The organism is Salipaludibacillus aurantiacus (assembly GCF_900111295.1).
GTDB lineage: Bacteria > Bacillota > Bacilli > Bacillales > Salisediminibacteriaceae > Salipaludibacillus > Salipaludibacillus aurantiacus.
On the sequence record NZ_FOGT01000004.1, the window covers coordinates 57,596 to 82,707 of the forward strand.

The 25,112-nt window shown below is 44.0% G+C and carries 22 protein-coding genes and 1 riboswitch; of the genes, 12 read left to right on the forward strand and 10 right to left on the reverse strand.

Translation table 11 applies throughout. The features are described 5' to 3' along the window. Nucleotides 1-166 precede the first annotated feature (166 nt). A complete protein-coding gene (locus BMW59_RS05855; RefSeq protein ID WP_093048699.1) occupies nt 167-994 on the forward strand; it encodes an alpha/beta fold hydrolase in 828 nt (275 codons plus the stop codon). 214 nt (nt 995-1,208) lie between these two features. On the opposite strand, the gene BMW59_RS05860 is transcribed toward BMW59_RS05855, so the two are convergent. The 3 genes from BMW59_RS05860 to BMW59_RS05870 form a co-directional block, all read right to left on the reverse strand. After that, nucleotides 1,209-2,435 carry a zinc-dependent alcohol dehydrogenase gene (locus tag BMW59_RS05860; protein ID WP_093048702.1) on the reverse strand — a complete coding sequence of 409 codons (1,227 nt, stop codon included), beginning with the start codon at nt 2,433-2,435 and terminating at the stop codon, nt 1,209-1,211. A gap of 46 nt (nt 2,436-2,481) precedes the next feature. After that, nucleotides 2,482-3,573 carry a class II aldolase/adducin family protein gene (locus BMW59_RS05865; RefSeq protein WP_425441258.1) on the reverse strand — a complete coding sequence of 364 codons (1,092 nt, stop codon included), beginning with the start codon at nt 3,571-3,573 and terminating at the stop codon, nt 2,482-2,484. A gap of 352 nt (nt 3,574-3,925) precedes the next feature. Continuing rightward, on the reverse strand, nt 3,926-5,395 hold the full coding sequence (locus BMW59_RS05870) for a methyl-accepting chemotaxis protein (protein ID WP_093048708.1): 1,470 nt from the start codon (nt 5,393-5,395) through the stop codon (nt 3,926-3,928). A 363-nt stretch (nt 5,396-5,758) separates the two neighbouring features. On the opposite strand from BMW59_RS05870, the gene BMW59_RS05875 reads away from it, so the two are divergent. After that, nucleotides 5,759-6,547 carry an HAD family hydrolase gene (locus tag BMW59_RS05875; RefSeq protein ID WP_093048711.1) on the forward strand — a complete coding sequence of 263 codons (789 nt, stop codon included), beginning with the start codon at nt 5,759-5,761 and terminating at the stop codon, nt 6,545-6,547. 131 nt (nt 6,548-6,678) lie between these two features. Here the strand turns inward: BMW59_RS05875 and BMW59_RS05880 are convergent, their stop codons facing one another. From BMW59_RS05880 to BMW59_RS05890, 3 genes are all read right to left on the reverse strand, one after another. Further along, the gene (locus BMW59_RS05880) at nt 6,679-7,944 is read right to left on the reverse strand and encodes an MFS transporter (protein ID WP_093048714.1); all 1,266 of its coding nucleotides are present in this window, start codon (nt 7,942-7,944) and stop codon (nt 6,679-6,681) included. Nucleotides 7,945-7,969: 25 nt separating this feature from the next. Then, complete coding sequence (locus tag BMW59_RS05885) at nt 7,970-8,716, reverse strand: glycerophosphodiester phosphodiesterase (RefSeq protein ID WP_093048717.1); 747 nt, start codon at nt 8,714-8,716, stop codon at nt 7,970-7,972. A 491-nt stretch (nt 8,717-9,207) separates the two neighbouring features. After that, entirely contained in the window at nt 9,208-9,744 is a 537-nt protein-coding gene (locus tag BMW59_RS05890; RefSeq protein WP_093048720.1) for a phosphatase PAP2 family protein, read from the reverse strand. Between the two features lie 178 nt (nt 9,745-9,922). Between BMW59_RS05890 and BMW59_RS05895 the strand changes: the two genes are divergently transcribed. After that, on the forward strand, nt 9,923-11,068 hold the full coding sequence (locus BMW59_RS05895; RefSeq protein WP_093048723.1) for a glycosyltransferase family 4 protein: 1,146 nt from the start codon (nt 9,923-9,925) through the stop codon (nt 11,066-11,068). Between the two features lie 70 nt (nt 11,069-11,138). On the opposite strand, the gene BMW59_RS05900 is transcribed toward BMW59_RS05895, so the two are convergent. Further along, nucleotides 11,139-12,572 carry a carbon starvation CstA family protein gene (locus BMW59_RS05900; RefSeq protein WP_093048726.1) on the reverse strand — a complete coding sequence of 478 codons (1,434 nt, stop codon included), beginning with the start codon at nt 12,570-12,572 and terminating at the stop codon, nt 11,139-11,141. Between the two features lie 315 nt (nt 12,573-12,887). Then, nucleotides 12,888-12,932, forward strand: a riboswitch (PreQ1 riboswitch). Nucleotides 12,933-13,024: 92 nt separating this feature from the next. Here BMW59_RS05900 and queC point away from each other — a divergent pair. The 3 genes from queC to queE are packed head-to-tail and all read left to right on the forward strand — an operon-like array spanning nt 13,025 to nt 14,886. After that, nucleotides 13,025-13,681: a 7-cyano-7-deazaguanine synthase QueC gene (gene queC, locus BMW59_RS05905; protein ID WP_093048729.1), complete on the forward strand. Its 657-nt coding sequence runs from the start codon at nt 13,025-13,027 to the stop codon at nt 13,679-13,681. Nucleotide 13,682: 1 nt separating this feature from the next. Continuing rightward, the gene (gene queD / locus BMW59_RS05910) at nt 13,683-14,165 is read left to right on the forward strand and encodes a 6-carboxytetrahydropterin synthase QueD (protein WP_093048732.1); all 483 of its coding nucleotides are present in this window, start codon (nt 13,683-13,685) and stop codon (nt 14,163-14,165) included. Further along, entirely contained in the window at nt 14,158-14,886 is a 729-nt protein-coding gene (queE, locus tag BMW59_RS05915) for a 7-carboxy-7-deazaguanine synthase QueE (protein WP_143051200.1), read from the forward strand. The genes queD and queE overlap by 8 nt, the downstream gene beginning before the upstream one ends. 47 nt (nt 14,887-14,933) lie before the next feature. On the opposite strand, the gene BMW59_RS05920 is transcribed toward queE, so the two are convergent. Further along, nucleotides 14,934-16,280, reverse strand: coding sequence for a nucleotide sugar dehydrogenase (locus BMW59_RS05920; protein ID WP_093048737.1), 1,347 nt, complete (start codon nt 16,278-16,280; stop codon nt 14,934-14,936). A 165-nt stretch (nt 16,281-16,445) separates the two neighbouring features. On the opposite strand from BMW59_RS05920, the gene BMW59_RS05925 reads away from it, so the two are divergent. Beyond that, on the forward strand, nt 16,446-17,135 hold the full coding sequence (locus tag BMW59_RS05925; protein ID WP_093048740.1) for a glycosyltransferase: 690 nt from the start codon (nt 16,446-16,448) through the stop codon (nt 17,133-17,135). A gap of 22 nt (nt 17,136-17,157) precedes the next feature. Here the strand turns inward: BMW59_RS05925 and BMW59_RS05930 are convergent, their stop codons facing one another. After that, nucleotides 17,158-17,949: a hypothetical protein gene (locus BMW59_RS05930; RefSeq protein WP_093048743.1), complete on the reverse strand. Its 792-nt coding sequence runs from the start codon at nt 17,947-17,949 to the stop codon at nt 17,158-17,160. A 169-nt stretch (nt 17,950-18,118) separates the two neighbouring features. Between BMW59_RS05930 and BMW59_RS05935 the strand changes: the two genes are divergently transcribed. From BMW59_RS05935 to BMW59_RS05945, 3 genes are all read left to right on the forward strand, one after another. After that, nucleotides 18,119-18,847, forward strand: coding sequence for a YqcI/YcgG family protein (locus BMW59_RS05935; protein WP_093048746.1), 729 nt, complete (start codon nt 18,119-18,121; stop codon nt 18,845-18,847). A 191-nt stretch (nt 18,848-19,038) separates the two neighbouring features. Then, nucleotides 19,039-20,418: a tryptophanase gene (locus tag BMW59_RS05940; RefSeq protein ID WP_093048749.1), complete on the forward strand. Its 1,380-nt coding sequence runs from the start codon at nt 19,039-19,041 to the stop codon at nt 20,416-20,418. Between the two features lie 171 nt (nt 20,419-20,589). Next, on the forward strand, nt 20,590-21,528 hold the full coding sequence (locus tag BMW59_RS05945) for an NADP-dependent oxidoreductase (protein ID WP_093048752.1): 939 nt from the start codon (nt 20,590-20,592) through the stop codon (nt 21,526-21,528). Nucleotides 21,529-21,800: 272 nt separating this feature from the next. Here the strand turns inward: BMW59_RS05945 and BMW59_RS05950 are convergent, their stop codons facing one another. Continuing rightward, nucleotides 21,801-22,883 carry an acetamidase/formamidase family protein gene (locus tag BMW59_RS05950; RefSeq protein ID WP_093048755.1) on the reverse strand — a complete coding sequence of 361 codons (1,083 nt, stop codon included), beginning with the start codon at nt 22,881-22,883 and terminating at the stop codon, nt 21,801-21,803. A 242-nt stretch (nt 22,884-23,125) separates the two neighbouring features. Here BMW59_RS05950 and pepF point away from each other — a divergent pair, with 242 nt between their 5' ends. Next, nucleotides 23,126-24,928, forward strand: a complete 1,803-nt coding sequence (gene pepF, locus BMW59_RS05955; RefSeq protein WP_093048759.1) for an oligoendopeptidase F — start codon at nt 23,126-23,128, stop codon at nt 24,926-24,928. After that, nucleotides 24,906-25,037, forward strand: a complete 132-nt coding sequence (locus BMW59_RS22205) for a hypothetical protein (RefSeq protein ID WP_281244221.1) — start codon at nt 24,906-24,908, stop codon at nt 25,035-25,037. The genes pepF and BMW59_RS22205 overlap by 23 nt, the downstream gene beginning before the upstream one ends. Nucleotides 25,038-25,112 lie beyond the last annotated feature (75 nt).

A 25,112-nucleotide genomic window follows, 5' to 3' on the forward strand; every position in this document is an offset into this window, starting at 1 on the left:
GAGTGAGGGTACACAATCGTGGGGACAAGAATTGTGGGGACAGACCCCCAGCGGGGCGACGCGTTAACGTGCAAAGGAATATATCAAGATTTAGGAATGTTTTTTTGGTAAGGGGGAATATTGATTTAAAGCTTAATTTTCATAATTTAATCAGGCGGTGACTCCAATGGGAGAACAAAAACTACAAAAAGAAATGCATACGATTGACGGGATGGAAATTTATTGTGAACATGATTTTAACGGACGGCCCCCTATTCTTCTGCTGCACGGTTTCTTATCCTCAACTTACACTTTCAAACGGGTAATACCTATTCTTCAACGGAACTTTTCGGTGCTTGCAATAGACCTGCCTGGTTTTGGAAAAAGCGAGAAGTGCCAGTCTTTTATTTATTCCTACTATAATTACGGGCGTTTCATAAAATCCTGTGCTGATTATTTTGAATTGGACAAGCTTTCGATCGCCGGGCACTCTATGGGCGGACAGATTGCTTTAAATGCTGTGAGAGTTATGCCTGAACGCATAGAAGCAGTGGTCCTGCTCGGAAGTTCAGGGTATTTACAAAAGTCCAGGAGGGTCTGGATTTACAGTTCTTATCTTCCTTTCTTTGACAGGTTAATTTCTGCTTATATTCATAGAAGGGGCGTGATAAACGGTTTAAAAAATGTGCTTCATGACCCGTCTCTTATCACGGACGAGCATGTCGAAGAGTTTGGAAGACCTTTGGCAGAGAAGGAGTTTTATAAAGTATTATGCAGACTGCTGAGGTACCGTGAAGGGGATTTAACTTCGAGCCAGCTGAAAGATATTAAAGTGAAAGCGCTCCTGCTCTGGGGAAAAGAAGACAAAGTGGTCCCAGTACACATTGGCAACAAATTAGCGGAAGATTTACCACATGCCGAGATGATCACATTTAACCAGACAGGACACCTGCTGACAGAAGAACGCCCGAAGGAAGTGTGTGAGGCGATTATTTCACATTGCTGCCCGACGTGATATGAGTGGGCTATCTTATCGCTCGTATGTACGTTAAAGTAGCTTCCTTAAGTTTGATTTAGGGCAGCTCCTTTAGCATTTATATTGTTTCTGCATTAATATTCTTTAGTGGTTTAACGCGCGAGGGGACAACGCGCGAGGGGACAGACCCCCAGCGGGGTGACGCGTTAATGCGAAAGGGGGCAGCCCCTATACGGCTGCCCCCTTTGATTGGTTATGGTTCCAATAAGACTTTCATTGAGTGATTTTTTGATTTGTTAGATGAGACGTCCAAGGCTTCCTGGTAGTTATCGAGCGGGAAGCGGTGGGTAATTAATGGGGTAAGGTCCACCTTTTTTTGAGCCAAAAGCTCCACAGCGATTTGCAGTGTTCTTTTAGGCTTGCCCTCATACTCTTCTGTTCCGTAGCAAAAACTTCCATGGATCTTTAATTCATTCAGCCAGATCATTGTCATATCGAGGTTTTCTACCACACTGGCCAGTCCCAGCAAGGCGAGTGTGCCTCCTTTTTTAGTAAATCGGATCGCATCATGCAGGCTGTGCTTGTTCCCGACACACTCAAACACAATATCTGCTCCGCCATTTACAATAGGCTGCCCGAATACAGGATTAAGCACTTGGGCGTTAAACGATTTGGCGAGCTCCGACACATAGTCTTTTTTACGTGAATGTAAAACGACTTCATCAGCTCCGAAAGAAGACGCTAACTCTTTCTGAAACTGGTATTTGGCGAGCACCGTAATTTTGCACGGAATATCCAGAGCGCGGATCGCTGCCACCGCGCAAATACCAATTACTCCTGCACCTATAATAAAAACATGATCCGAAGGTTTCGGCCTGTTCTGCATGACCGTATGTAAGGCACAGCTGAACGGTTCAACGAGCACCCCGTTTTCATCGCTCACATTGTCGGGGATAGGGATAATCTGGCTTTTATGAGCCACGACATACTGGCTCCAGCTTCCCCCGGTATCCTTGCATGTTCCAGTTAAAAGTCCCGGAGAAATTGAACCTTTATTCATGTGTTCGCATAAGTTGTAATTCCCTTTTTCACACTCGGAACATTTAGGGGAAATCCCTCTGACCTCACATGCTAAAATCGGGTCAATGACGACCCGATCTCCTTCTGCCAGTTCTGTCGCTTTATCACCGGTTTTGGAAATAGTGCCCGTGATTTCATGGCCCAGTGTAAACGGAAATGAAATAAACGGTGAAGTGGCCGGGCTGTCTTTTAGCGAAATTAGATTAAGGTCACTCCCGCATATTCCTCCATATGTTACTTTCACTTCCACCCAGTCGTCATCCGGGAGACGGGGCTTTTCCACGTCTTTCATCTGAAGGCATGATAATGACCTGTGGGTGTAAAAGGATGGTTTCAGTTTACCGGCTGCTTTAGTAAAGGCGTACTTTGGAAGATTAAGTTCAAACTGTACTGCTTTCATGTGTAACCACCTGTTTTTCTTAATAGTATGTCTATGAAAGCTTTTTTTATTTCATAGGAACTTGCGGAATGATCTTTCCCTCAATTCTTTCAAAAATATCTTCAAGGCTTCGCCCAGTGATCGTCATGCCATGGTTTTTCAAACCAATGACTGCCCTCGAAGGATCGGGTGACTGATTCACTAATTCAGCAACTGATTTGGCCAGTTCAACGGTGCCGCACGGATAATTGACTTCAGTCGCTTCAATGCCGTCCATCCACGCATGAATATGAACGATTGCCCCGACTGTTGGATGTGCCCGGTAGATCTTCCAGTGCTCAATTGCGTCAACCGATGCCCGTTTAGGCTCTATACCTGGTGGAATGCTTACTTTCATTGCTTTTTTCTCAGTATCATAGCCGTAAATATAAAGAAAGTCTTTGCCGACTTCGGTCATCTTGGATTTGTCAATACCGCTGGCGCTCATCCAAAAGCTGCCTTCATCTTTACGGGCGCTTAAGTTTCCGTAGCTCAGTCCGCCGATTCCATATAGCTTTTTTATGTGGCGGATGTCCCGTTCCGGCAGAACCTCTTTTAACGGAAAAGGGGTAGGGAGCAAATCCATATCGTCTAACTTTTTTCCGGCAATGCTTAACGATTTAGTGACACCGTCACCGTTCCAGAGAGACTCAGGCAGATCTTCAGAAAAATCGTTATCGATCACGAGCTGTGAAGAAGCGAGCGGCTCCAGGCGATCATAGATTTCCCTGAACACGTTTTCATCTGTTTTGTTTGAATCCACTGTGATACTGTACTTGCCTTGTTCAGGGGTTAAAAAATACAGCTTGGTGTCTTCCTCTTCGTGGCATACATAAATCAAGTGGTTTGACAGACTTCTGATTAAATATCTGTAAGCCTCTTGCCGGACTTCTTCCGGTCTGCCGTGCGACTCAACGATCGACACAACAAATGTCCCTTGGGCTTTCCGCCGGTAGGGGCGGGGGGATTCCTTGTCTAGAAAGTTGAATGCGAGTTTTATATCGTCTTTTGGCTCGGAGTAATACTCATACCCTTGTTCGGAAAATGTTCTGCGGATGCCTTCGAACATCCATTCAGCAAAGGGCTCTTTAAGTTCTCCTTTACATGTAAAAGTACTAATTTGGGATCCCTCCAGTTATGTATAGTCTATTAAAATTGCAGAATAATCTAAACACTATTAATGATACATGAAGCCAAATAAAGTAACAACTTGTGGAAAGGTTAGCAAATTAATAGTTTAATGGATTAATTTTCTAAAATAATGTAATGGAAAATAAGACATACTTATCTATATTATGGATACCCTTACAAGTCTCTTATAAACTTTAATGTTATTTAAGGAAGAGCATGGTTGTTGTAATAGTTTATGGGAGTAAAAGAGGGCTTTTTATAATAAAAGACTGCCAGGCCGCGTGCCTGGCAACATAAAGCCCCCCCTTATTTGCAGATCACTTAATAAGAGGGGGGGGCGGCTAGGAAATTAAATTTTTTGCCAGAGCCTCAGTTTCTTTCACGTTATCACCGATTTGCTGGTTCTGTTTATTCAGGTTTTCAACAGAGGCGCTGACTTCTTCAAGGCTGGCTGATGCCTGTTCGATAATTGCAGCTAATTCACTTGTGGAGGCTTCCACTTCAGTCGTATGGTCTTTAACAGCTTCCGCCTGTTTTTCAAAACTGCTGAATCTTTCATGAAGATTTTTCATATAGCCGGTCAGCTGGGAAAAAGAATCATTGACCTGATCAGTGCTGTTTAAGTTTTCTTCTGCCAGTTTGCTGTTTTCATTCATTTTTTCCAGAGCCGATTTATTTGTATTGTTTACTTCACGGAGGTTGGTAGTAATTTTTTCTGCCGTCTGATTGGTCATCTCGGCTAATTTACGAATTTCATCCGCTACTACCGCAAACCCGCGCCCGGCCTCACCTGCCCTGGCAGCTTCTATTGAGGCATTTAAAGCGAGCAAATTCGTTTGTTCACTCACACTGATAATATCCTGTGAGAAAGTATTTGTCTCGTTAATTTTATCTGTCAGAGCCAGGAAAGTTTCGCTTAAATCATTGGCGTGCTCCTTAAATTCTTTCATGGTTTCTGAAAGGCTTTGAGAGAGATTGTTGCCGGACAGAGAGATTTCCGATGCTTTTTCAAAGTCTTTTATTAAAGTGTGTGTGTGGTTCAGCATATCTTTCATCTGATTAAGAGTGTCGTGGGAACGCTCGGAAATCCCTGAAATTCTTTCACTTTGCACGGTGCTTCCAGTAGCGACTTCAGAAATAGCCGTAGAAATTTCCTGCTGGGAATAAATGTTTTCCTGGACGCGCTGGCTTACTGCTGTGAACCGGGCACTCATATCAGTAACGTTCGTTTGAAGCGTCTGCCTCTGATTATCCTTCAGTTCGGACTCTTTTTCATTTTCCTGGAGCATCTGCTCGATTTGATTCGTCTGCTGGGTGTTAAGATAGATAAGTACATTAGAAAGAAGCCCTGTCAGTAAATAAAGAACAACCGTGGCAGGAAAATTTTCCTGCAATATCCCGGAGTCCACGGTGGAAAAATAGGTGTTTAAATATATACCTGCTCCCCCTGAAACGAAGCCGATCCAGAAGACATTCCGGTACATATGGACAGTTGACAGTATTAATAAGAAAAAGAAGATAAGAGTCGTTTCCATCCCTCCGCCAAAAAGGTAGATGGAGCTTAAGCAGAATGAATAAGCGGTAATAATCAGGAAATAAGGAAATAACGACTCATTTTTAAACAAGAATTTTAACGTGAAGAAAAAACCGATTAAAACAATCAGCTGCGTCCCATATAAAATGGCATGAAAAGGGTTTGATAAAGCTAAGCTTAAAAGGAGTGCCAGAAATATTGAAATAGAGAAGGCCACCAATGTTAACACATTTTTCTTTTTTAAATCCTTTAGTTTTAAATCCTGTATTGCATTCATATTTCATCCCCCTGAAATAGTAGTAGGAAAACCGGCTGAATTGATTAGTAGGAAAAGTTTTCTAAACTTTATAATAATTGAATGTGAAGGAAATGTAAAGAAAATAATAGATAGAAAGACCTAGGATATTCCTTTATGTTTAGGTATAAATACCTTTGGTGACATAAGTAAATTAGAACTATAAAAAGAGTGAGCTGTACCGTAGTAACACTTCAGCGCGCTGGGGGTCAGACCCCCCAGGAGTTTCCAATTTTATATAAACTTTAATTTCTTCATGTAATCCATACAAACAGTTAAATGCCTCTTTACATTCGGCTGCTAATATTAGTAAGTGAAAGAGAGAATAAGGGAGGCAAGAGACCGATGAATATAAAAGCGATGTTTATTGATATGGATGGCACTCTGTTAACGGGGGCAAATAAGATAACGAGAAGAAATGCCAAAGCGGTTTCTGCTCTGATGGAACGCAATATTAACGTTTTTCTTGCTACTGGCCGTCAATTTGAAATTACCCAGCCTTATCATAGGATTCTGGGGTTAAATACACCTATGGTCTGCTTAAATGGCGCCTCTGTTCATGACGGAGTAACCGGGTATGCGGTGCAGACCAAACCAGTTAAACTTGACAGGGAGCGCCTTCATCATTTAACTGGAGACGACCCATGTAACGTCCTTGTCCATGCCCCGGATGGCCTTTATTGTAAAAGGGTCAATGCTGAGATTGAAGAATGGACCAGAGAAGGCCGTGTACCGCCGCGTTATGTCGGTGACTTAAGTAAAGCAGGTTATAAAGATGCCCTCAAATACAGTATTCGAACGGGAGCGCCCGGATCTTCTGTCTCAATGCTTTTTGAAGACGAAGCAGATGTGATTGATTGGGATGATGGTTTTGAAATCGTGGCACGGGGAGTTTCCAAGTGGTCAGCCATTCAGTCCGTTTTAGAGAAGTACGGAATAGCTCCTGAAGAAACAGTCACGATTGGTGATGGCCCAAATGATATCCAAATGCTGAGTCATGCAGGAATAGGTGTAGCCATGGGAAATGCCGCCCCGGCAGTTAAAGCCTCTGCAGACCTCGTCACCAGTCATCATGAACAGGAAGGGCTTGCAGATTTTATAGAGCACTACTTAGTAAGTTCTTATGCTCTATAAAAAAATAATACAAATGATAATCAACCGAGCTAGTCATAACATATATTCAGCCTTATATAAAAAACCTTCCGACACAGCTTCAAAGCTGAAATGGAAGGTTTTTGCGATATATAAGCCAATTTAAACTTTTATCAGGTGCTTATATTTTTGACAATCAGCGCTCCCTTTCTTAAAAAGTAGAACGCAACAAGGAATGTAACCGCCGCCCCGTAAAACAAAAAGGGGGGAGAGAAAATGTCCATTAACAAACCTAAAAGCCCCGGGGCAATAATGGAGGAAGCCATTGAAAATAAATAATATAACCCTGTGAAAAAACCAATCTTCCTTTTTCCTCCGAGGTCTGCTACTAAAGGGTAGGCCTGCACGTTGACAAACGCCCAGGCAATTCCGCCGGTAAACAGCACTCCTTGAAGAACGTATACCTCGTTCAGGTTCGGAAAGAAGGTCTGAAGTCCAGGAAGGGAAGGAACAGCAGTAAATATTAACGGTAAAAGAATCAGACCAGTCAGCATTAAAGGCGCTTTACCTAGTTTGCTTCCCAACAATCCCGCTGGAACGGCGAATATAACAAATGCCAGGCTGAAAAAACCAAGAGTAAAACCAGCACTGCTTTCATCCATATTGAGATATTCCACCCCATATACCGTAAATTGGGCTTCAATCCCTGAATAACCAATAAAATACAGGAAAATTGCAATCAGAATAAACAGCTGCCCGCGAAACTCCGGCTTTTTAAGCGACTTTATACCTTTAAAAAAAGTCGACGGCGGCTGAGTTTCTGAAAATTCCTCGTTAGACGTATCGGCATACGGCGGGTTTCTGTCCACAGTAAAATAAAGAATCAGAAAAGCTAACAGGAGAAGAAGACCGGCGATAATAAAAGGGTAGGCACGGTCAATTCCGTAAACGGCAGACAGCCCGAACAGAGCAGCCAGTGCACCGATCCCACCCATCAGGTTGATTACTCCGTTCGCTGTTGATCTTTTTTCTGAAGGCGTATGGTCCGGCATAAGAGCAATTACCGGGGCCCGGTAAACTGTCATAGCCAGCAGAAAAATAACATCTATTATGAGAAGCACCCATAATGTCACTGCGGCCCCATAAGGAATCAGAATAAAAAAGATAGCTGCGACCGGCATTCCGGCAACTATGAACGGAAGACGGTTTCCTATTCGTGTATCTATCCTGTCAGACCATGTACCTATAACGGGGATCAGAATGACAGCCAGGAGGTTATCCAGCCCCATAATAGCTCCCCGGACAGCCCTGCTTTCGATATAGTCGCCCAAAATGAGAGGCATATACGCGTTATAAAAGGTCCATACGAGCATCAGAGCAAAGAAACCGCTCCCGATCGCAGCTATTTTTACGTAAGAGACGTCCTTCTGTTTCTTCATTTACACTCCCCCAGTGGAGCTCAGTTTAGTTTCCGCTACTGTTACGTACATGCACTGCTTTTTCAGGCCAGTCAGTGATTATTCCCGCGCAGCCCCCTTTAATCAGGTTCTGCATTGTTTCCTCTTCGTTTACTGTAAAAGGCCTCACAGGCATGTTTGCCTTGCGGGCGCCCACAAGAAGTTCAGGCACTGCCACAGGAAAAAAGCAGTGAAGTCCATCTGCCTTTATGTTTCCCGCATAATTCCACGGTTCATAAAGGCCTTCCATAAATAAAACAGCCGTTTCAATATCAGGATCCTGCCTGCGGACCTCAACTAAACTGTAGTGGTTAAAAGAGGAAATAATTGTTCTGTTTTCTAAACTATATGCGTAAACAAGGTCTAATACGATCTTTTCAATCCCTGGGTAGCGGACGATGCCGTTTTTAAGTTCCACGTTTAAAGTTAAGGAAGTTCCTGCTGCCCATTCAAACAATTGCTCAAGTGTGGGAATAGAGACACCGCCAAACTTAGGAGAAAACCAGGAGCCGGCATCGAGCCGTTTAATTTCTTCGTATGTAAGGTCTTTAATCCACGCTTGGCCGTTCGTTGTCCGGTTAACGGTTTCATCGTGGATCACCACGGGCACAAGGTCTTTTGTTAACTGGATATCACATTCCAATCCCTCAGCCCCGGCTTCCAGTCCCGCTTCAAAAGCAGGCATCGTATTTTCAGGATGCGTGCCCGCAGAGCCGCGGTGGGCAAAAATTATTGTCGAGCCGTTTTTATTCATGAGAGAGCCTCCTCCTGTAAATAGTGTTATTTACTAATACGAGCTGCCTTTCACATTTCCCTTTAAAAAATTGAAAAGAGAAGGGCAAGCTGATCGTTTGTTTATAAAACTGAGCGATACGCGATACAGTGAGTTATAAGTATGGCAAGGCAGCTGCGAAAAAAAGGAAAGCATATCGCTGGGCGATACGCACTAAATCTCGCTAAGCGATATGCATACTATTGGGGAACCACATAGTCTCGTCGCAGTAATAGATTCTTTAAGAAGGATATATATCGCCAGGCGATATCACGTAGACTTTGCTTGAATATCGGATGAGCGTATCGCTTTGAACGTGCTTCAGGGTGTATCGCTTATGTGGCGATAACAGAAGAAAAGCATATTGCTATGCTGTTCCCTCATTATCAGAGGCTGCCTTTATAAACATTAGCGTATCGCCTGGAGATATCGCTTGGAATTATTTTTCACTTACGCTCTTTTAAATTAGGCGATTACATTAGATTGAACAGAGTCACCATAAGCAGTGCAGAAATTGAACCGAGTAAAGCTCCAATAATACAGTCAGACGGGTAATGAAGGCCCAGATACATTCTGGACATGGCGATACAGCCCGCCAGCGGAAGAAGAATAAGCGAGAGCATAGGAGCATGTAAGGAAAACGTCACTGCCAATGAAAAGGCCGCTGTGGAGTGCCCTGATGGAAATGAATAGTCCTTTAATGGCGCAGAAACCAGGTTACAGCCGGCAACTGAATTATACGGCCTTTCCCTGCAGTATTTTTTCTTTAAAAAGTGCGCGATCACATGGCTTACGGTAAGTGAAGCAAGAGCAGTAAGAGCAGCGTGGCTGTTGGAAAAGTTTGATATAAAAAGCAATAAGGCCAAAATAGATAAAGTAAAAGATGCCCCGCCTAAATGTGTCAGCTTTGGAAGAGTTAAATCGAGAACCTTGCACCTTAGCTGTCCATTTACATACTGAAAGATGTTTATATCGTATTCAGTGATCCTTTCTGTCAAGCGATGCGCCATGTTTATCCCTCCTGTAAATAAAAGGCTGATTTAATTGTAACGGATGAATGTAAATAGAATGTTAGTTTTATGTTTATTTTTTAGATGAAAACTTTAAAGTGGCTCAACATGCGTTTCATAATCATCTGGTAAATTAAACGGAGAAATAGAGGTGAAACTACGCGGGGAGGTAATTTTCATGAAAATAGCTATTTTTTCCGACACCTATGCACCTGAAGTGAATGGAGTAGCCAGAACACTGCAGAAGCTAAGTGGTTATTTACAAGAGAAACAGATTACTCACAAAATTTATGTACCTGAAAACAGGGGGCAGACAATTGAGTATTCGGGGGTTGAACGGTTAACCAGCTTTCCGTTTCTTCTATACCCGGAGTGCAGGATGGCTTTACCGAATTTCTCATCATTGAATCAATCGCTTAATGATTTTTCCCCGGATCTTATTCATATCGCCACTCCTTTTAATGTTGGTCTGTATGGCCATTACTTCGGAAAAAAGCACCGGATTCCAATGGTGGCTTCCTATCACACCCATTTTGATGATTACCTCGACTACTACCATCTTTCCTTGTTAAAACACTGGTTTTGGCGGTATATGGAATGGTTTCACCGTCCGTTTGAAAAAGTGTATGTCCCCTCTGTCAGTACAAGAGATAAACTGTATAAGAAAAATATCCACTCCAATATCGGCATTTGGGGAAGAGGGGTTAACCACCAGTTTTTCTCTCCGGCCAATCGGTCAGCCGAAATGAAAAAGAGATATGGGATTAAGGAGAAGTATATTTTACTGTATGTTGGAAGAGTATCGGTTGAAAAGGATGTGCAGACGGTCCTTAATACTTTTAAATCACTTCCTCCGTCTTTGTATGATGATACCCATCTCATCGTAGCGGGAGACGGCCCGCTATTGAGCCAGCTGCAGGCTGCAGAGCCTGAAAAAACAACTTTTACAGGATTCTTAAAAGGAGAAAGACTGGCGGAGGTATATGCTTCCAGCGACGTCTTTATCTTTCCTTCGTCTACGGAGACATTCGGAAACGTGGTTCTGGAAGCTTTATCGTCGGGATTGCCGGTGATAGGAGCTGATAAGGGGGCAGTGCCCCATTTAATTGACCATGGCAGTACAGGGTTTTTATGTCCTCCAAAACATACGCAGTCATTTGTTAAGCATACGGAAACAATATTAAGGAATGAAGAGTATAGAAAACAAATGGGATATAAAGCACGGGAGTTTGCACTGACTCAGTCCTGGGATGATATTTTTTCAGGTCTAATGGGGGGATATGAGGAAGTCCTTAAGAAGAAAAAGGTGTTAACCCCTGCATAACTATAAGAAAACAAGCTTGGGAATTGCTCCCAAGCTTGCTTTGCCATCTTTTAAATAAAAGCTGTTTTGCTTAAGCTGCTTTCGTAAAACGCTTATCCTGCTTCCGGTGGGTAAAGATTTTTCTGATGAACCATCCGATAATTACAAGCGTCAGTGCAGATCCGCTGATCATGGAAATGCCGTAATCCATATTTAGCCCCTCTGGTGCATAGAAAATATACGTGCATACGACCGCTGTCATAAACATCGCAGGTATACTGCATATCCAGTGAAATTTATTATTTTTTAACAGATAGACAGCGCCTGTCCAAAGCATGACAGTGGCGACAAGCTGATTAGTCCAGCCAACATAGCGCCATAAAAAGGTGTAATCAATAGTGGAAAGCAAGAAAGCAGGCACAGTGACAACAAGTGTGCCAATAAGAATCATCGCTTTTCCTTTAGCTGGCTTAAAGCCTTTCTCCAGAAGGGTGGTTACCATCATCCTCGATGAGCGGAGAGCCGTATCTCCTGTTGTGATCGGCAGGATGATTACCCCTAAGATGGCAAGGATGCCTCCTAACGTGCCAAGCAGGCTTGTTGAAATTTCATTTACGACACCCGCAGGTCCGCCAGCCGCCTGGGCTTCAGCCAATGCGCCTGTTCCGCCGAAAAATGTCATAGCAGCAGCTGCCCAGATTAATGTAATAATACCTTCGGCGACCATTGCACCATAGAATACTTTTCTTCCGTCAGACTCTTTCTTTAAAGTTCTGGCAATAATCGGGCTTTGCGTGGAATGGAAACCGGAAATCGCGCCGCATGAAATGGTAACCATTAGTAACGGCCAGACAGGCAGCTCCCCAGGGTGCAGATTGGAAAAAGTTAAATTTGGTACTTGATGACTGCTTACAAGTAAAGCTACACCTACAGATACTGCCATAAATATAAGAATAGCACCGAAAACAGGATAAATTCTCCCGATAATTTTATTAACAGGGAGAAGGGCAGCCAGCAGGAAATACCCGAAAATAATAATAACTGCTGTTAGAAACCCGATCGGGGTAATTTCAGCAATCAGCTGGGCCGGCCCGGCTGTGAAAGCTGCTGCGACGAGAATCATAAGCAGAATTGAAACGATATTGATCCCTGTCTGCATCGTTTTCCCTAAATACTTGCCGACGAGTGACGGGTATTGGGCCCCGTTATGCCTGAGGGAAAGCATGCCGGAAAAATAGTCATGAACCGCCCCGGCGAAAATACAGCCGATGACGATCCATATGAAAGCGACAGGTCCATAAAGAGCACCCATAATGGCACCAAAAATAGGACCAAGCCCTGCTATATTTAAGAGTTGGATTAAACTGCCTTTCCACCAGCTCATCGGAACATAATCCATTCCGTCTGAATTTGAATAAGCCGGCGTCGGCTTATCATCTTCAATGTTAAAAATCCGTTCAACTACCTTCGAATAAACGATATATCCGACGATCAGCAATGCTACTGCTATAAAAAAAGTAATCACTCACACTCACCTCTAAATTGCTATATTATTGGACGATAGGGAATAGTTTAACTATTTAAAGGGTAAAAGACAACAGGTATTTTCAGAATTCATTAATTAATCAGATTTGTTCACAATATTAAATACTTACATGGCAGGCAGTGTAACGTTTGCATGAGTATCGTAATAAAATATTTCCCGGGAAAATGTGAAATTTCACGTAGGGGTCTGACCCCTACGTGAATTTATCACATATAAGCGGTAGGAGCGCTGAGAGAAATATGTTATAATGCTCGGGTACATGGTGAGAATGTACAATTGAATACCGGATGTCATCCGGAAGAGGTTCTAGCTCAACCCTCTATAAAAAACTAAGGAACTGACTTTTTTGCCATATCCTTAGGAGGGGTATGGCTTTTTCTTTTATATGTTTGAGCAGAAACCTTAATTTCAGGATTAAGGAGACGTGAACGATGAAAAATGAAAAAGCAATTGTTGTATTCAGCGGAGGGCAGGACAGTACGACGTGTTTGTTCTGGGCTCTCGACAATTTTAAAGAAGTAGAGACCGTAACATTTAATTATAATCAGAGACACCGTACGGAAATAGAGGTAGCTGAGGGGATCGCGAAGGAACTCGGGGTGAAACACAGGGTTCTTGATATGGGGCTGCTTAACCAGCTGGCTCCCAATGCACTGACTAGAGACGATATTTCCATTGAAGAGAAGGAAGGCGAGCTCCCGTCCACGTTTGTGGAAGGTCGGAACTTATTGTTTTTAACATTCGCGGCGATCGCAGGAAAGCAATCAGGGGCCGACCATATTGTGACCGGCGTATGCGAAACGGATTTCAGTGGTTATCCGGACTGCCGGGATGTGTTTATTAAATCCCTGAATGTGACCCTGAACCTCTCAATGGATCATTCATTTGTGATTCACACGCCGCTCATGTGGCTTGATAAAGCTGACACATGGAAACTGGCTGATGACCTCGGAGCATTTGAGTTTGTCAGAAATAAAACGTTAACGTGCTATAACGGAATTCTTTCTGACGGATGCGGAGAGTGCCCTGCTTGTCTGCTGCGGAAGAAAGGCCTTGAAGAGTACCTTCAAAGAAAGGAGGCCCGCTGACATGTACGGGTTTAGAATAGTTGATAAACTTGAAAGAATAGATGAAGACATTCAAAAAGAAGAGCTGAAATACCATACGAAACGCGTCATGGTAAGTAAAGAATTCACTTTTGACGCGGCTCACCACCTCCATTGCTATGAAGGGAAATGCAAGAACCTTCACGGACACACTTACAAAGTAATCTTTGGCATCAGCGGGTATGTGAACGGCACCGGTTTAATGATCGATTTCGGGGAGATTAAAGAGATTTGGAAAAATGACATAGAAATTCACTTGGATCACCGTTATTTGAACGAAACCTTGCCGAATATGAATACCACTGCTGAAAATATGGTTGTCTGGATTTATGAAAAAATGGCAGAAGCTATCCAGGCAAACGACGAGTTGAGCAGAGATCAGGGGGCCCGGGTTGAGTTTGTCCGCCTGTTTGAAACACCGACCAGTTATGCAGAAGCGAGACGGGAGTGGATGGAAAGTGAGTAAACTTCCTGTGCTTGAGGTTTTTGGTCCGACTATTCAAGGAGAGGGGATGGTGGTCGGTCAGAAAACGATGTTTGTCCGCACTGCCGGCTGTGATTATTCCTGTTCCTGGTGCGACTCCGCTTTCACATGGGATGGAAGCGCAAAAGATGAGATTATACAAATGACGCCGGAAGAGGTTTGGGAAAGACTGAACTGCCTGGCTCCCGGAAACTTTTCACATGTGACTGTTTCAGGAGGCAACCCGGCTCTTTTGAAAAATTTAGACGGGCTTCTTGATATTTTTGAGGCAAATGGCGTTGCTGCGGCACTGGAAACACAAGGGAGCGTTTGGCAGGACTGGTTTCTCCGTATTCAGGATCTGACGCTTTCCCCAAAACCGCCAAGTTCACTTATGAAAACAAATTTTGAGGTACTGGACGACATCATCACCCGGCTTATGGACGCAGGCAGACTCGCGAATATGAGTTTGAAGGTGGTTATATTTGATGATAAAGATTTTAATTACGCAAAAGATGTGCATTTAAGGTATCCCGCTGTTCCTTTCTATTTGCAAGTGGGCAACGACGATACAGCCACCGAAAATAATGAAAACCTGACAAAGAAGCTGCTTGATAAGTATGAGTGGCTGACAGACAAAACCGCAGCTGATAAGGACTTAAACAACGTCAGAGTCCTCCCGCAGCTGCACACCCTCCTCTGGGGAAATAAAAGAGGCGTCTAGGAAAAAACTGGGGGGTCTGACCCCATTGCTCATTTTTCACAAAGGGGTCAGACCCCTTTGTGAAATGGTTTGCCCCATACGGTGATGATGTTGTCTGCGGCCGCTTCTTTAAAGGCGTTTCTTGTGTCGATAATCAGTTTGGCGTGCTCAGCGAGCCACTTGTAATCGTACGCTGAATGATTTGTCAAAAGCAGCACGCAGTTAAAGTCACTGAGCATCCGGCTGTTAAGTTCCTCCGAAACGAGGAGGCGCCCTTTAAGATCACTCAACTGAGGAATATGAGGGTCATTAAAGGATACCGCGGCCCCCATCTTTTCCAGTGACTCATATATTTTAAGACTTGGAGATTCCCTGTAATCATTTGTATCAGGTTTGTATGCCATTCCGAGTATAAGAATATTGGCCCCATTAAGATCTGTAGCGTGTTTCTTCAACACATCTTCCGTTTTATTGACAATCCGGGCAGGCATCGACCTGTTAATATCCTGTGCTAAATCGATATACCGGCTGTGGAAGTTCACGCTTTTCCCTTTCCACGATAAGTACACAGGGTCTACAGGGATGCAATGCCCGCCAGGTCCAGGGCCTGGCATAAAAGGCATAAATCCGAACGGTTTCGTGCTTGCCGCTTCAATCGCTTCCCAAATATCCACTTCCAAATTTTCAGCCAGCAGCGCCATCTCATTCACAAAGCCGATATTAATGCTGCGGAACGTATTTTCCAGCAGTTTAGCCATCTCGGCAATTTTGGGTGAAGAGACCGGAACGAGAGTGTCTATTGCATCTTTGTATAAGCACATAGCTAATTCCGTGCACCTGTCAGTTATTCCCCCGATAATTTTCGGGGTATTTTTTATGATATGCCGGGAGTTTGCCGGATCAATCCTTTCCGGTGAAAAACATAGAAAGTAATCCTTTCCGGCACTGAGCCCATCTTCTGAGAGCTTTTGCTCTATCAATTCTTCTGTCGTTCCCGGGTAAGAGGTACTTTCTAAAATAAGAAGCTTTCCTCTGCAGTCATGCTTCCTTATATGTTTTACTGTCTCCTTAATCATACTGACATCAGGCTCCTGGGAGTCTGTTAAAGGGGTAGGCACACAGATGACCAGACTGTCCAGCTGATTAACAATCTCAAAATGCTCCGAAAAAATAAGTTTTCCATTTTTAACCGCCTCAAGCATTTCCTCACTTGGCACACCTGACATCGTCGGCTTCCCATGGCGATAGGATTCCAATTTATCTCTGTTAATATCAATCCCTGTCACGGTGTACCCCTTTTTCATCAGTTCCATTGCTAAAGGCAGGCCGGCGTATCCCAAACCAATAACCCCCACTTTAGCCGTTCTCTCAGTTATCTTCTTTTTAAGCTGAATAAAGCAGTCGTTCTCTTCCATAGTTATGACCTTCTTTCACCCGCCTGTTGGGAGAAATTCCTTATAGTTACTATACGCCGGAATTCCGCGTCTGTTCATTCCATGTAAAAAATGAGAAAGGCGTATTTTCAGGCTGCAGAACATACTTTTTAAAAGAAAGGTTATTACTGTTCAGGGGGGTGCGGGATGATTTCTGCCATTACGTGCACGATGAGGGGAGAGTGTATGGAAAATGTCTTTAAAAACTATCAGAACCAGAAAGCCGCTGAAAAAGAGCTGATTATCATATTAAATAAAAACACAATGAAGATAGAAGATTGGAAAAAGTATGCTGAGAGCTTCAGGAATGTGTCTGTTTATCAGCTCGATGAAAGCTTCTCATTGGGAGCCTGTTTAAACTTCGGCGCAGAAAAAGCCGTCTACAATGTTGTGGCTAAGATGGATGACGATGATTACTACGGACCTGACTATTTAAGTGAAGCTGTGAAAGTATTCGAGAGTGAGAAGATCTCTATTGCAGGGAAACGGGCTTATTATATTTATTTTGAAGGAAGCAATCATCTGCGGCTGTTAGGAGCTAATTATCAGCATAAGTTCGTCAACCATGTGGCAGGCGCAACAATTATTGCGAGAAAAGAAGTCGTGCAAGACGTCCCGTTTACTGACCGAGAAACAGGTACGGATACAGATTTTTTAAAAAGGTGTAAACAGAAAGGATATAAAATTTATTCTATCAGTAAACATTCTTTTGCCGTGATCAGGCGGGCAGATGTGGAGAGTCACACATGGAAAATAACAGAAAAAGAATTGACAATATTATCGAAACACGTCCCATTCACCGGCGACTTCAGAAAAACAGTTGATAATTCCCAGTAAATGGGGGGACTGACCCCCCCATTTACTGGGAAAATTCAGGGTTGTGGCGTTTGATACGATGGAGGGTGTGCATCAACGAAAACAGGAGAGCAGTCATGATGTAGCCGTAGAGGATGATTCCAACTATTAATGCTGGCAAAACAGGCACCTGGCTGAGTATAAGACCGAAAATGGTATTTGTCAGTCCCATAATAAAAAGGACAGCCAAGGTGTCTGAGATGCCTCGTTTAAAATATTTATAGGACTTGGATAAAGCGTCAATCACCGTCAGATCATCAACAATTAAAGTGAATTCCCAGTAAATAAACATCACCCGAAGCAGGACAAGGGCTATAAAACTGAGGATGATACCAGGCAGCCCCAGTCCAATAGATAACGCCCATACCGGCAGGCTGGCCAATAAGATTAACAAAATAAGCCCTAAATAGCGGAACCAGAATTTCTTCCCAAACTGAAGGAAAGATTTAAACGAGGTCTCTTTATTTGTAACCCCACGATGGAGTAAGCCGATAAAACCTGCCTCAACAGCAATACCTATAACGAATAACAGCAGAAAAACAATCAGCATCAATCCGGGAGTAAAAAATGCCGGCAGTTGTCCGTCAATCTGAAACGTAAACAGGCTGATTTGCTCACTAAATGCATTGTCCAGTGACGGGAGGCCCGGTGCCACGCTCAGCTGCAGGGATAATTGGCTGACTGCATGGTACCCGCCGAGAAGGACCGCAGCAATTATGCTGGTCAAATCAATAAGTATAGGATACAGTGCCACTTTTAAGTTAGAATGGAGAGTATGAAAACCTTGTCCTATCATGATAAAAACTCCTTTATGGTGAGAGTAAGCTTCTTACATATCACAGCTGACCTTGTCCTGCAGATACGACATGTTCTGCTGTCAGCCTATGAGCGGTGTTTAATAAAAATAATTGAAGGGAAAATTACAAGAGGTTACAAGTACGTGTTTAGTTTACAGGAGGTTTCAAATGGTTTCGAAGCAATCGCTTTTATTAACGCAAAATGATATTCATTCACCCGGCAGCCACCCGGACTGGTTTAAGAAAGAATATTCTATTTTTAGCCAGATCGTAACGAAAAAAGACTTTCCCTGTTACTTCGGCCAAAAAGCCGAAAATAAGGGAGAACTCCGCTATTCCTACATCTCTCATAATGACTGGTCCACCCTCCCGGACACATTAAGTGATTTTTTAACGTTATTCAATAAACCTAAGCTGACTCGGCATGGGCTATTTGTATTCGTGGAGCCGGAAAAGGAAGAAAAAAGCATTGAGTATTACCGGGCTTATTTTTGGGAGATTCTTCAGTACCTTCATCATAAAGATCCTTCTTCATGGCCTGATGATCAGCCGGACGATCCGGAACATTATCTATGGGATTATCATTTTCAGCAGGAGCCCATATTTGTTTTTGGCAATGCGCCTGCATATAAACAAAGAAAGACTCGGGATCTTGGAAACAGTTTAATTCTTGGTTTTCAGCCTCGGCGGATATTTAAAGGACTTGAAGGAACTGAGCCTGGCGGGGCCATGTCCAGAGAAAAGGTCAGAAAGCGTGTGGAAGAGTGGGACAAGCTGCCCACACATCCTGATATCAGCCATTACGGGGACCCGGAACACAACGAATGGAAACAATTTTTCATTGGTGACGATGCAGAACCGATTGAAGGGAAATGTCCATTCAGCGTTAAAAAATAATAGCTCACTTAACAGCACATTCCAAGAAGGGATGTGCTTTTTGTTGCGGGCATTCCAAATGTATATGTTACAAAAAACCAAAATTAAAGTTTACGGTAAAGGATTTTTCCCTTTTTTGTGGAAAGGTTCTTAGAGAGGCTGACTTACATACCGCCTCTAATTGCTTAAAAACAGATTGGAGTGAACGTGCTGTGGAACGGAAGGCAGAACCTTTTAAAATTAAAATGGTAGAACCCATTAAAATGATTTCAAGGGAAGAAAGAGAAGCGGCATTAAAAGAAGCTGGATATAACCCGTTTTCTTTAAAATCGGACGATGTGTATATTGATTTGTTAACGGACAGCGGAACCGGGGCGATGAGTGATAACCAGTGGGCAGGAATGATGTCAGGAGATGAATCCTACGCCGGGAGCCGCAATTATTATCATCTAAAGGAAACGGTTGAAGATATCATCGGCTACCCTTATGTGATTCCAACTCACCAGGGGCGCGGAGCAGAACAGGTCCTTTTTCCCCTTATCATTAAAAAAGACCAGTATGTGTTAAGTAACTGGCATTTCGACACGACCCGGGCCCATGTGGATTTATCCGGCGGGAGAGCGATTGATGCGGTCACTGAAAAAGCTTTTGACACAACAACCCCTCATGATTTTAAAGGAGACTTTGACCTTGTTAAACTCGAACAGCTGATTCAGGAGAAGAAACCTGAAAATATCGGCATGATCATTATCACCATTACAAACAACAGTGCGGGGGGACAGCCTGTATCGATGCAAAATATTAAAGACGTCTCCCGGATGGCAAAAAGGTATGGGATCACCACAATTATGGATGCTGCGCGCTTTTCTGAAAACGCTTACTTCATTAAAAAACGGGAGCCGGGGTACGAGAACCATTCCATCACCGACATTATTAAAGAAATGTTCTCATATACAGAAGCACTGACAATGAGCGCAAAGAAAGACGGGCTCGTTAATATTGGTGGCCTCTTAGCTTTCAGGAGTGACAGAAAAGAACTGTTTGAAAAGGCGAGGGCAATGGTGGTGCCTCTCGAAGGATTCCCTACATACGGCGGTTTAGCAGGACGGGATATGGAAGCACTGGCCCGGGGGCTGGAAGAAGGGACAGATGAAGATTATCTTGCCTACCGGATCCATCAGGTTGAATATCTCGGACATAAGCTTTCAGAAGGAGGCATTCCAATTCAAACACCGCCAGGCGGGCATGCGATTTTTGTAGACGCTAAGAAAATTCTCCCCCATATTCCTTCCAGCCAGTTTCCCGGACAGGTGCTGGCCAATGAGCTTTATTTGGAAGCAGGAGTCCGCGGTGTTGAGATAGGTTCCTTATTAATGGGACGGGACGCTGAAACAGGAGAACAGCTGGACAGCCCGCTTGAACTGCTTCGCCTGACGATTCCAAGACGCGTGTATACGTATAATCATATGGACGTCATTGCTAAAGGGTTAATAGCCATTAAAGACCGTGCACACACGCTAAAAGGATTGACCTTTACTTACGAACCGGAAGTGCTGCGGCATTTTACAGCAAAAATGAAACCTGTGGACTAACTTAATGGAATGTATGCGGCTGATCACTTAAACAGGTGGTCAGCTTTTCTAATGGTCAGGAACACACGAATGGCTGAGCACCTTTTGTTTGAACCACCCGTCTCTAAGGGAATCGTCTCAGTGAAACGATAAAGAATTGAACACTTCATCGAAAAATAAGGAGGAATCCATATGAAAGCTATTATGATTGACAATTATGGAAGCAGACAGGAATTGAAGGAAAAGGAAATAGATACACCCTCAATAAATGAAAGCCAGGTGCTGGTTGAACTTTATGCCACATCCATTAACCCGATCGACTGGAAAGTAAGAGAAGGGTATTTAAAAGAAATGCTCCCGTTTGATTTTCCAATTATATTGGGGTGGGACGCAGCAGGAGTAGTAACAGAAACAGGCAGCAGAGTAACAAATTTTAAGGTTGGCGACCGGGTTTTTTCGCGGCCGGATACGACACGGGAGGGGACTTATGCAGAGTATGCCGCTGTAGACTCTCATCTCCTTGCGCATATGCCTGAAGAAATGAGTTTTGAGGAAGCGGCTGCCATTCCTCTTGCCGGATTAACGGCATGGCAGTGTTTGACTGAATTTAAGAGCATTAAAGAAGGCGGCCATGTCCTTATTCATGCCGGGGCCGGCGGAGTAGGGAATTTTGCGATACAGATAGCCAAGAACATGGGAGCCTATGTGACCACAACAGCAAGCGGGAAAAACGCTGATTTCTTATATTCTCTTGGGGCTGATAACGTCATTGATTATAAGAATGAAGATTTCAGTGAAACTCTTTCTAATGTTGATTTCGTTCTTGACGCCGTTGGAGGAGAGGTCCAGTCAAAAAGTTATCGTGTATTAAAACAAGACGGCACGCTTGTTTCCATTGTGGAGCCGCCGTCTGAAGAGGAAGCTGGCACTCACAATGTCCACGCTCATTTCCACTGGCTTGAACCTGATGGCGGTCAGCTGCAAAAACTCGCCGATCTTTATGAACAAGAGAAAGTGAAGCCTGTAGTAGGCACGACATTTGATTTTAATGAAAAGTCTCTTCAGGAGGCGCATGCCTTGAGTGAGTCGACCCATGCCCGGGGAAAAATTGTGATTCAGATTAAAAAGTAAAAAGGCTATTAGAAAGGACGCTGAAAACTTTAGTCGATCCGTGGAAAAGGGTTTCTATCGGCGAAAGATGGGGGTCAATCGGCGAAAAATGGAATCAATCAGCGAAAAAAGAGTTCTATCAGCGAAAAAAGGAATCAATCAGCGAAACGCACCCCCTCCTGCCAGTATAATTAAACTTACCTCTTCTTCCCAAATGAATCTATTACCAATAACATTAAAAAAGAGACACCTGCCATTTTAAGCAGGTGTCTCTTTACTTCTATCCCTTCGCCTTATGATTCTTCCGGCCTGAAGGCATCTTTAGGAATAGACACGTGGATGCCTTTATTTTCGTTGACAACCTGGGTAATGTGAAAGTCAGCTGCTACAGCTAAAAAGGAATACGCGTCGCTTGCAGAGAGGTTATAAAAATCCTGTAAAAACCCGATTGTACTGAGAGAGCCGATTTTTGCTGCTTCATTCAGGTCAGGGTTAAACGCGTGAACCATCCAGTGGTTATTCGTTTCAAGGAGCGGAAGAGAGAATGAGAAATCTTTTCTGACTTTGACCCTGATCAGACAGTTTAATGAGGCTTCCACACCTGTTCCGTTCAGCTCACTGTCACCCTGAGCGAGGTGGGAGTCACCGAGAGATAAGAGAGCACCTTTATTTTGGACAGGGTAGTACATCGTCGTGTCAGCGCCTATTCTCCAGTTATCAATATTACCTCCGAAATGCGAAGGGGGGATCGTGCTGACTGGCCCGGACTCTGCTGGGGCCACTGCTATCGTTCCGATATGAAGCCTTGCCGGAATCTGCATGTTTGGCAGCGTCTGCTTTCTGTCTGTTTCCTCAGGCTCCAGTATTTTGCCGTTGACGTTATAAGGCCCAGGGTACGTGTAAGCAAATTTAGGTGTCAGCCATTTGCCTTTCTGGTCTATCTCATAAATGGTCACTTGTTCATTTCCATTATATTTTTCTTCATCAAATAAAAAGCCCCATGGAGCTGACAGATTGGACCCGTATGGAAGTCTTGGCTCCAAATCAAGAATCTGCACTTCGAGCATATCTCCCGGTTCGGCGCCTTCGACTTTAATTGGCCCTGTCATCAGGTGGGGGCCGGGTTTACGTGTCTCTTCAGGAATCTCCTCGTAAATCTTTTTAATTCCTTCGTCCATTAGTAAATCCGGCGCATCGCCGGCGTGGTGTGTGACAGTTTCTACATAAACAAAATCTCCGGAATTGACTGTAAGAGCAGGTTCTAAAGAGTTATCGAAATAACCCCAGTGCACAGTTTCTGGAGTAGCTTCCAGCGTGTGGAGTCTCGCATCTTGTATTTTATCTGCTAGAGACGATTTGAAAGGGGAATAGCGCATAGTTCTAACCTCCAGTTGAAATAAATGTGTACAGACTCTTTTCCCTGAACGAAAGCTGAACTAAACAAGGATAAGAAAAACACTGATTAGCCCGGCTTCAAAAATCACAAAAGGATTACTATTTAAATATTCAAATAAACAGTTTTTTCCTATATACTGAATATAAAAATAGTTTCGCTTTACGAAATATAATTAGGATTCACGCGTTGAAATTTTAAACTGACTTTAGAAAGGGGAATTTGATGAGTGCTAAGAAAACATTAAGCCGTGGGAAGATTCCAGTCGAACAGACGTGGAATCTGAAAGATCTTTTTGAAACAGAGGATGCTTGGAAAACGGAAATGGAGGGGCTGCGAAAGGAAATAGAAACGGTGACCCGGTATAAAGGGCGCCTCGCTGAAAGTCCCGGAACATTACTCGACTGTCTGCTTGCGCAGGATGCTTTGAACGAGCGTGTCATGCGTGTCACTGCGTTTGCCCATCTGCGCCAGTCAGAAGATGGATCAGACCCGGTTAATCAGTCTAACTCTGCCCGGGTAGGAGGTCTGCTGTCTGAAATTAGCGCCCAGACGTCAATTATAAAATCGGAAATTCTTGAATTGGATAAGGAAACAGTGGACAAATACATACAGGAGAAGCCGGAGTTGGAAGAGTTCCGCAAAAACCTGATGGATGTGCTGGAAACTAAACCGCATAAGCTTTCTCCAGAAGCGGAAGAAGTCCTCGCAGCGTTCAGCGAAATCCATCAGGCCCCTTTTATGATTTATGAAAGAAGCAAAACTTCTGACATGCGTTTCTCTTCATTTACTGTAAAGGGTGGAATGGAGTGTCCGCTGACTTTTAACTCCTTCCCTGCTTATGAAGGGTCGCCCGATACAGAGGTCCGGCGAAAAGCTTATGAGTCATTTACGGAAACTCTTGAGCAATACAAACATACGTATGCTGCGACGTATGCAACTGAAGTAAAAAAGCAGGTCACAGAAGCCCGGCTTCGAAACTATGAGTCCGTCACAGACATGCTTCTGCACGAGCAGGAAGTATCCCAAAAAATGTATCACAACCAGTTAGATACCATTCAGTCTGAATTAGCGCCGCACATGCGCCGGTTCGCAAAATTGAAGCAGCGTATGCTCGGACTCGAAACGATGCGTTTCTGTGATTTAAAAGCTCCGTTGGATCCTGAATTTGATCCGCCGATGACATATGATGAAGCATGCAGCCTAATCCTTGATTCCCTTCAGATTATGGGGCCAGAATATATGGAAATTATGGAGCAGGGGGTACGCAACCGCTGGGTTGACAGGGCTGACAATGTCGGCAAAAGATCGGGCGCTTTCTGTTCGAGTCCTTACGGCGTTCACCCGTATATTTTATTGACATGGCATGATTCTATGAGAGATGCTTTTACTTTGGCGCATGAACTTGGCCATGCCGGGCATTTCGCACTTGCCGGGCGTTATCAGAAAATCTCGAATACCCGGCCGTCCAGGTACTTTATAGAGGCTCCGTCCACCATGAACGAGATGCTGCTTAGCCGTCATATCCTTGATCAGCCTAATGACGACCGGATGCGCAGGTGGGTCATTCTTCAGTCGCTCGGTACGTATTACCATAATTTTGTGACTCATATTCTTGAAGGCGAACTTCAGCGACGTATTTACGAGTTAGCGGACAATGGCACGCCTGTCACCGCGCAGATTTTATGTGAGCAAAAATCAGACCTGCTGTCGGATTTCTGGGGCGACTCTGTAGAAATAGATGAAGGGGCGAGCCTGACATGGATGCGTCAGCCTCACTATTATATGGGCCTCTATCCATATACGTACTCGGCGGGTCTGACGGCGTCCACTGCCGCCGCCCAGATGATTCAGGAAGAAGGCCAGCCAGCCGTTGACCGTTGGCTGTCGGCTCTAAAAGCAGGAGGAACGATGAAGCCGCTTCAGTTAATGCAGCAAGCCGGTGTGAATATGTCCACGCCTGAACCGATTCAGCAGGCGGTCGCTTATGTAGGCTCATTAGTTGATGAACTTGAAAAAAGCTTTTAATGCCGATCCGCTGCAGACGGCCTCTTTCCGCGGCCAAGGCTTCAGCTTCCTTGAAAGCAAAAAACGCTGCCCCGGGGATCTTCAGCTCTTGCTTTCCCCGCTGGAGTAGACCGTCTTTCGCTTCTTTGATTGTTGTTAAAACAGACAAGTTAGAATTTTACAGAAAGACACCCCCTGCCTTATT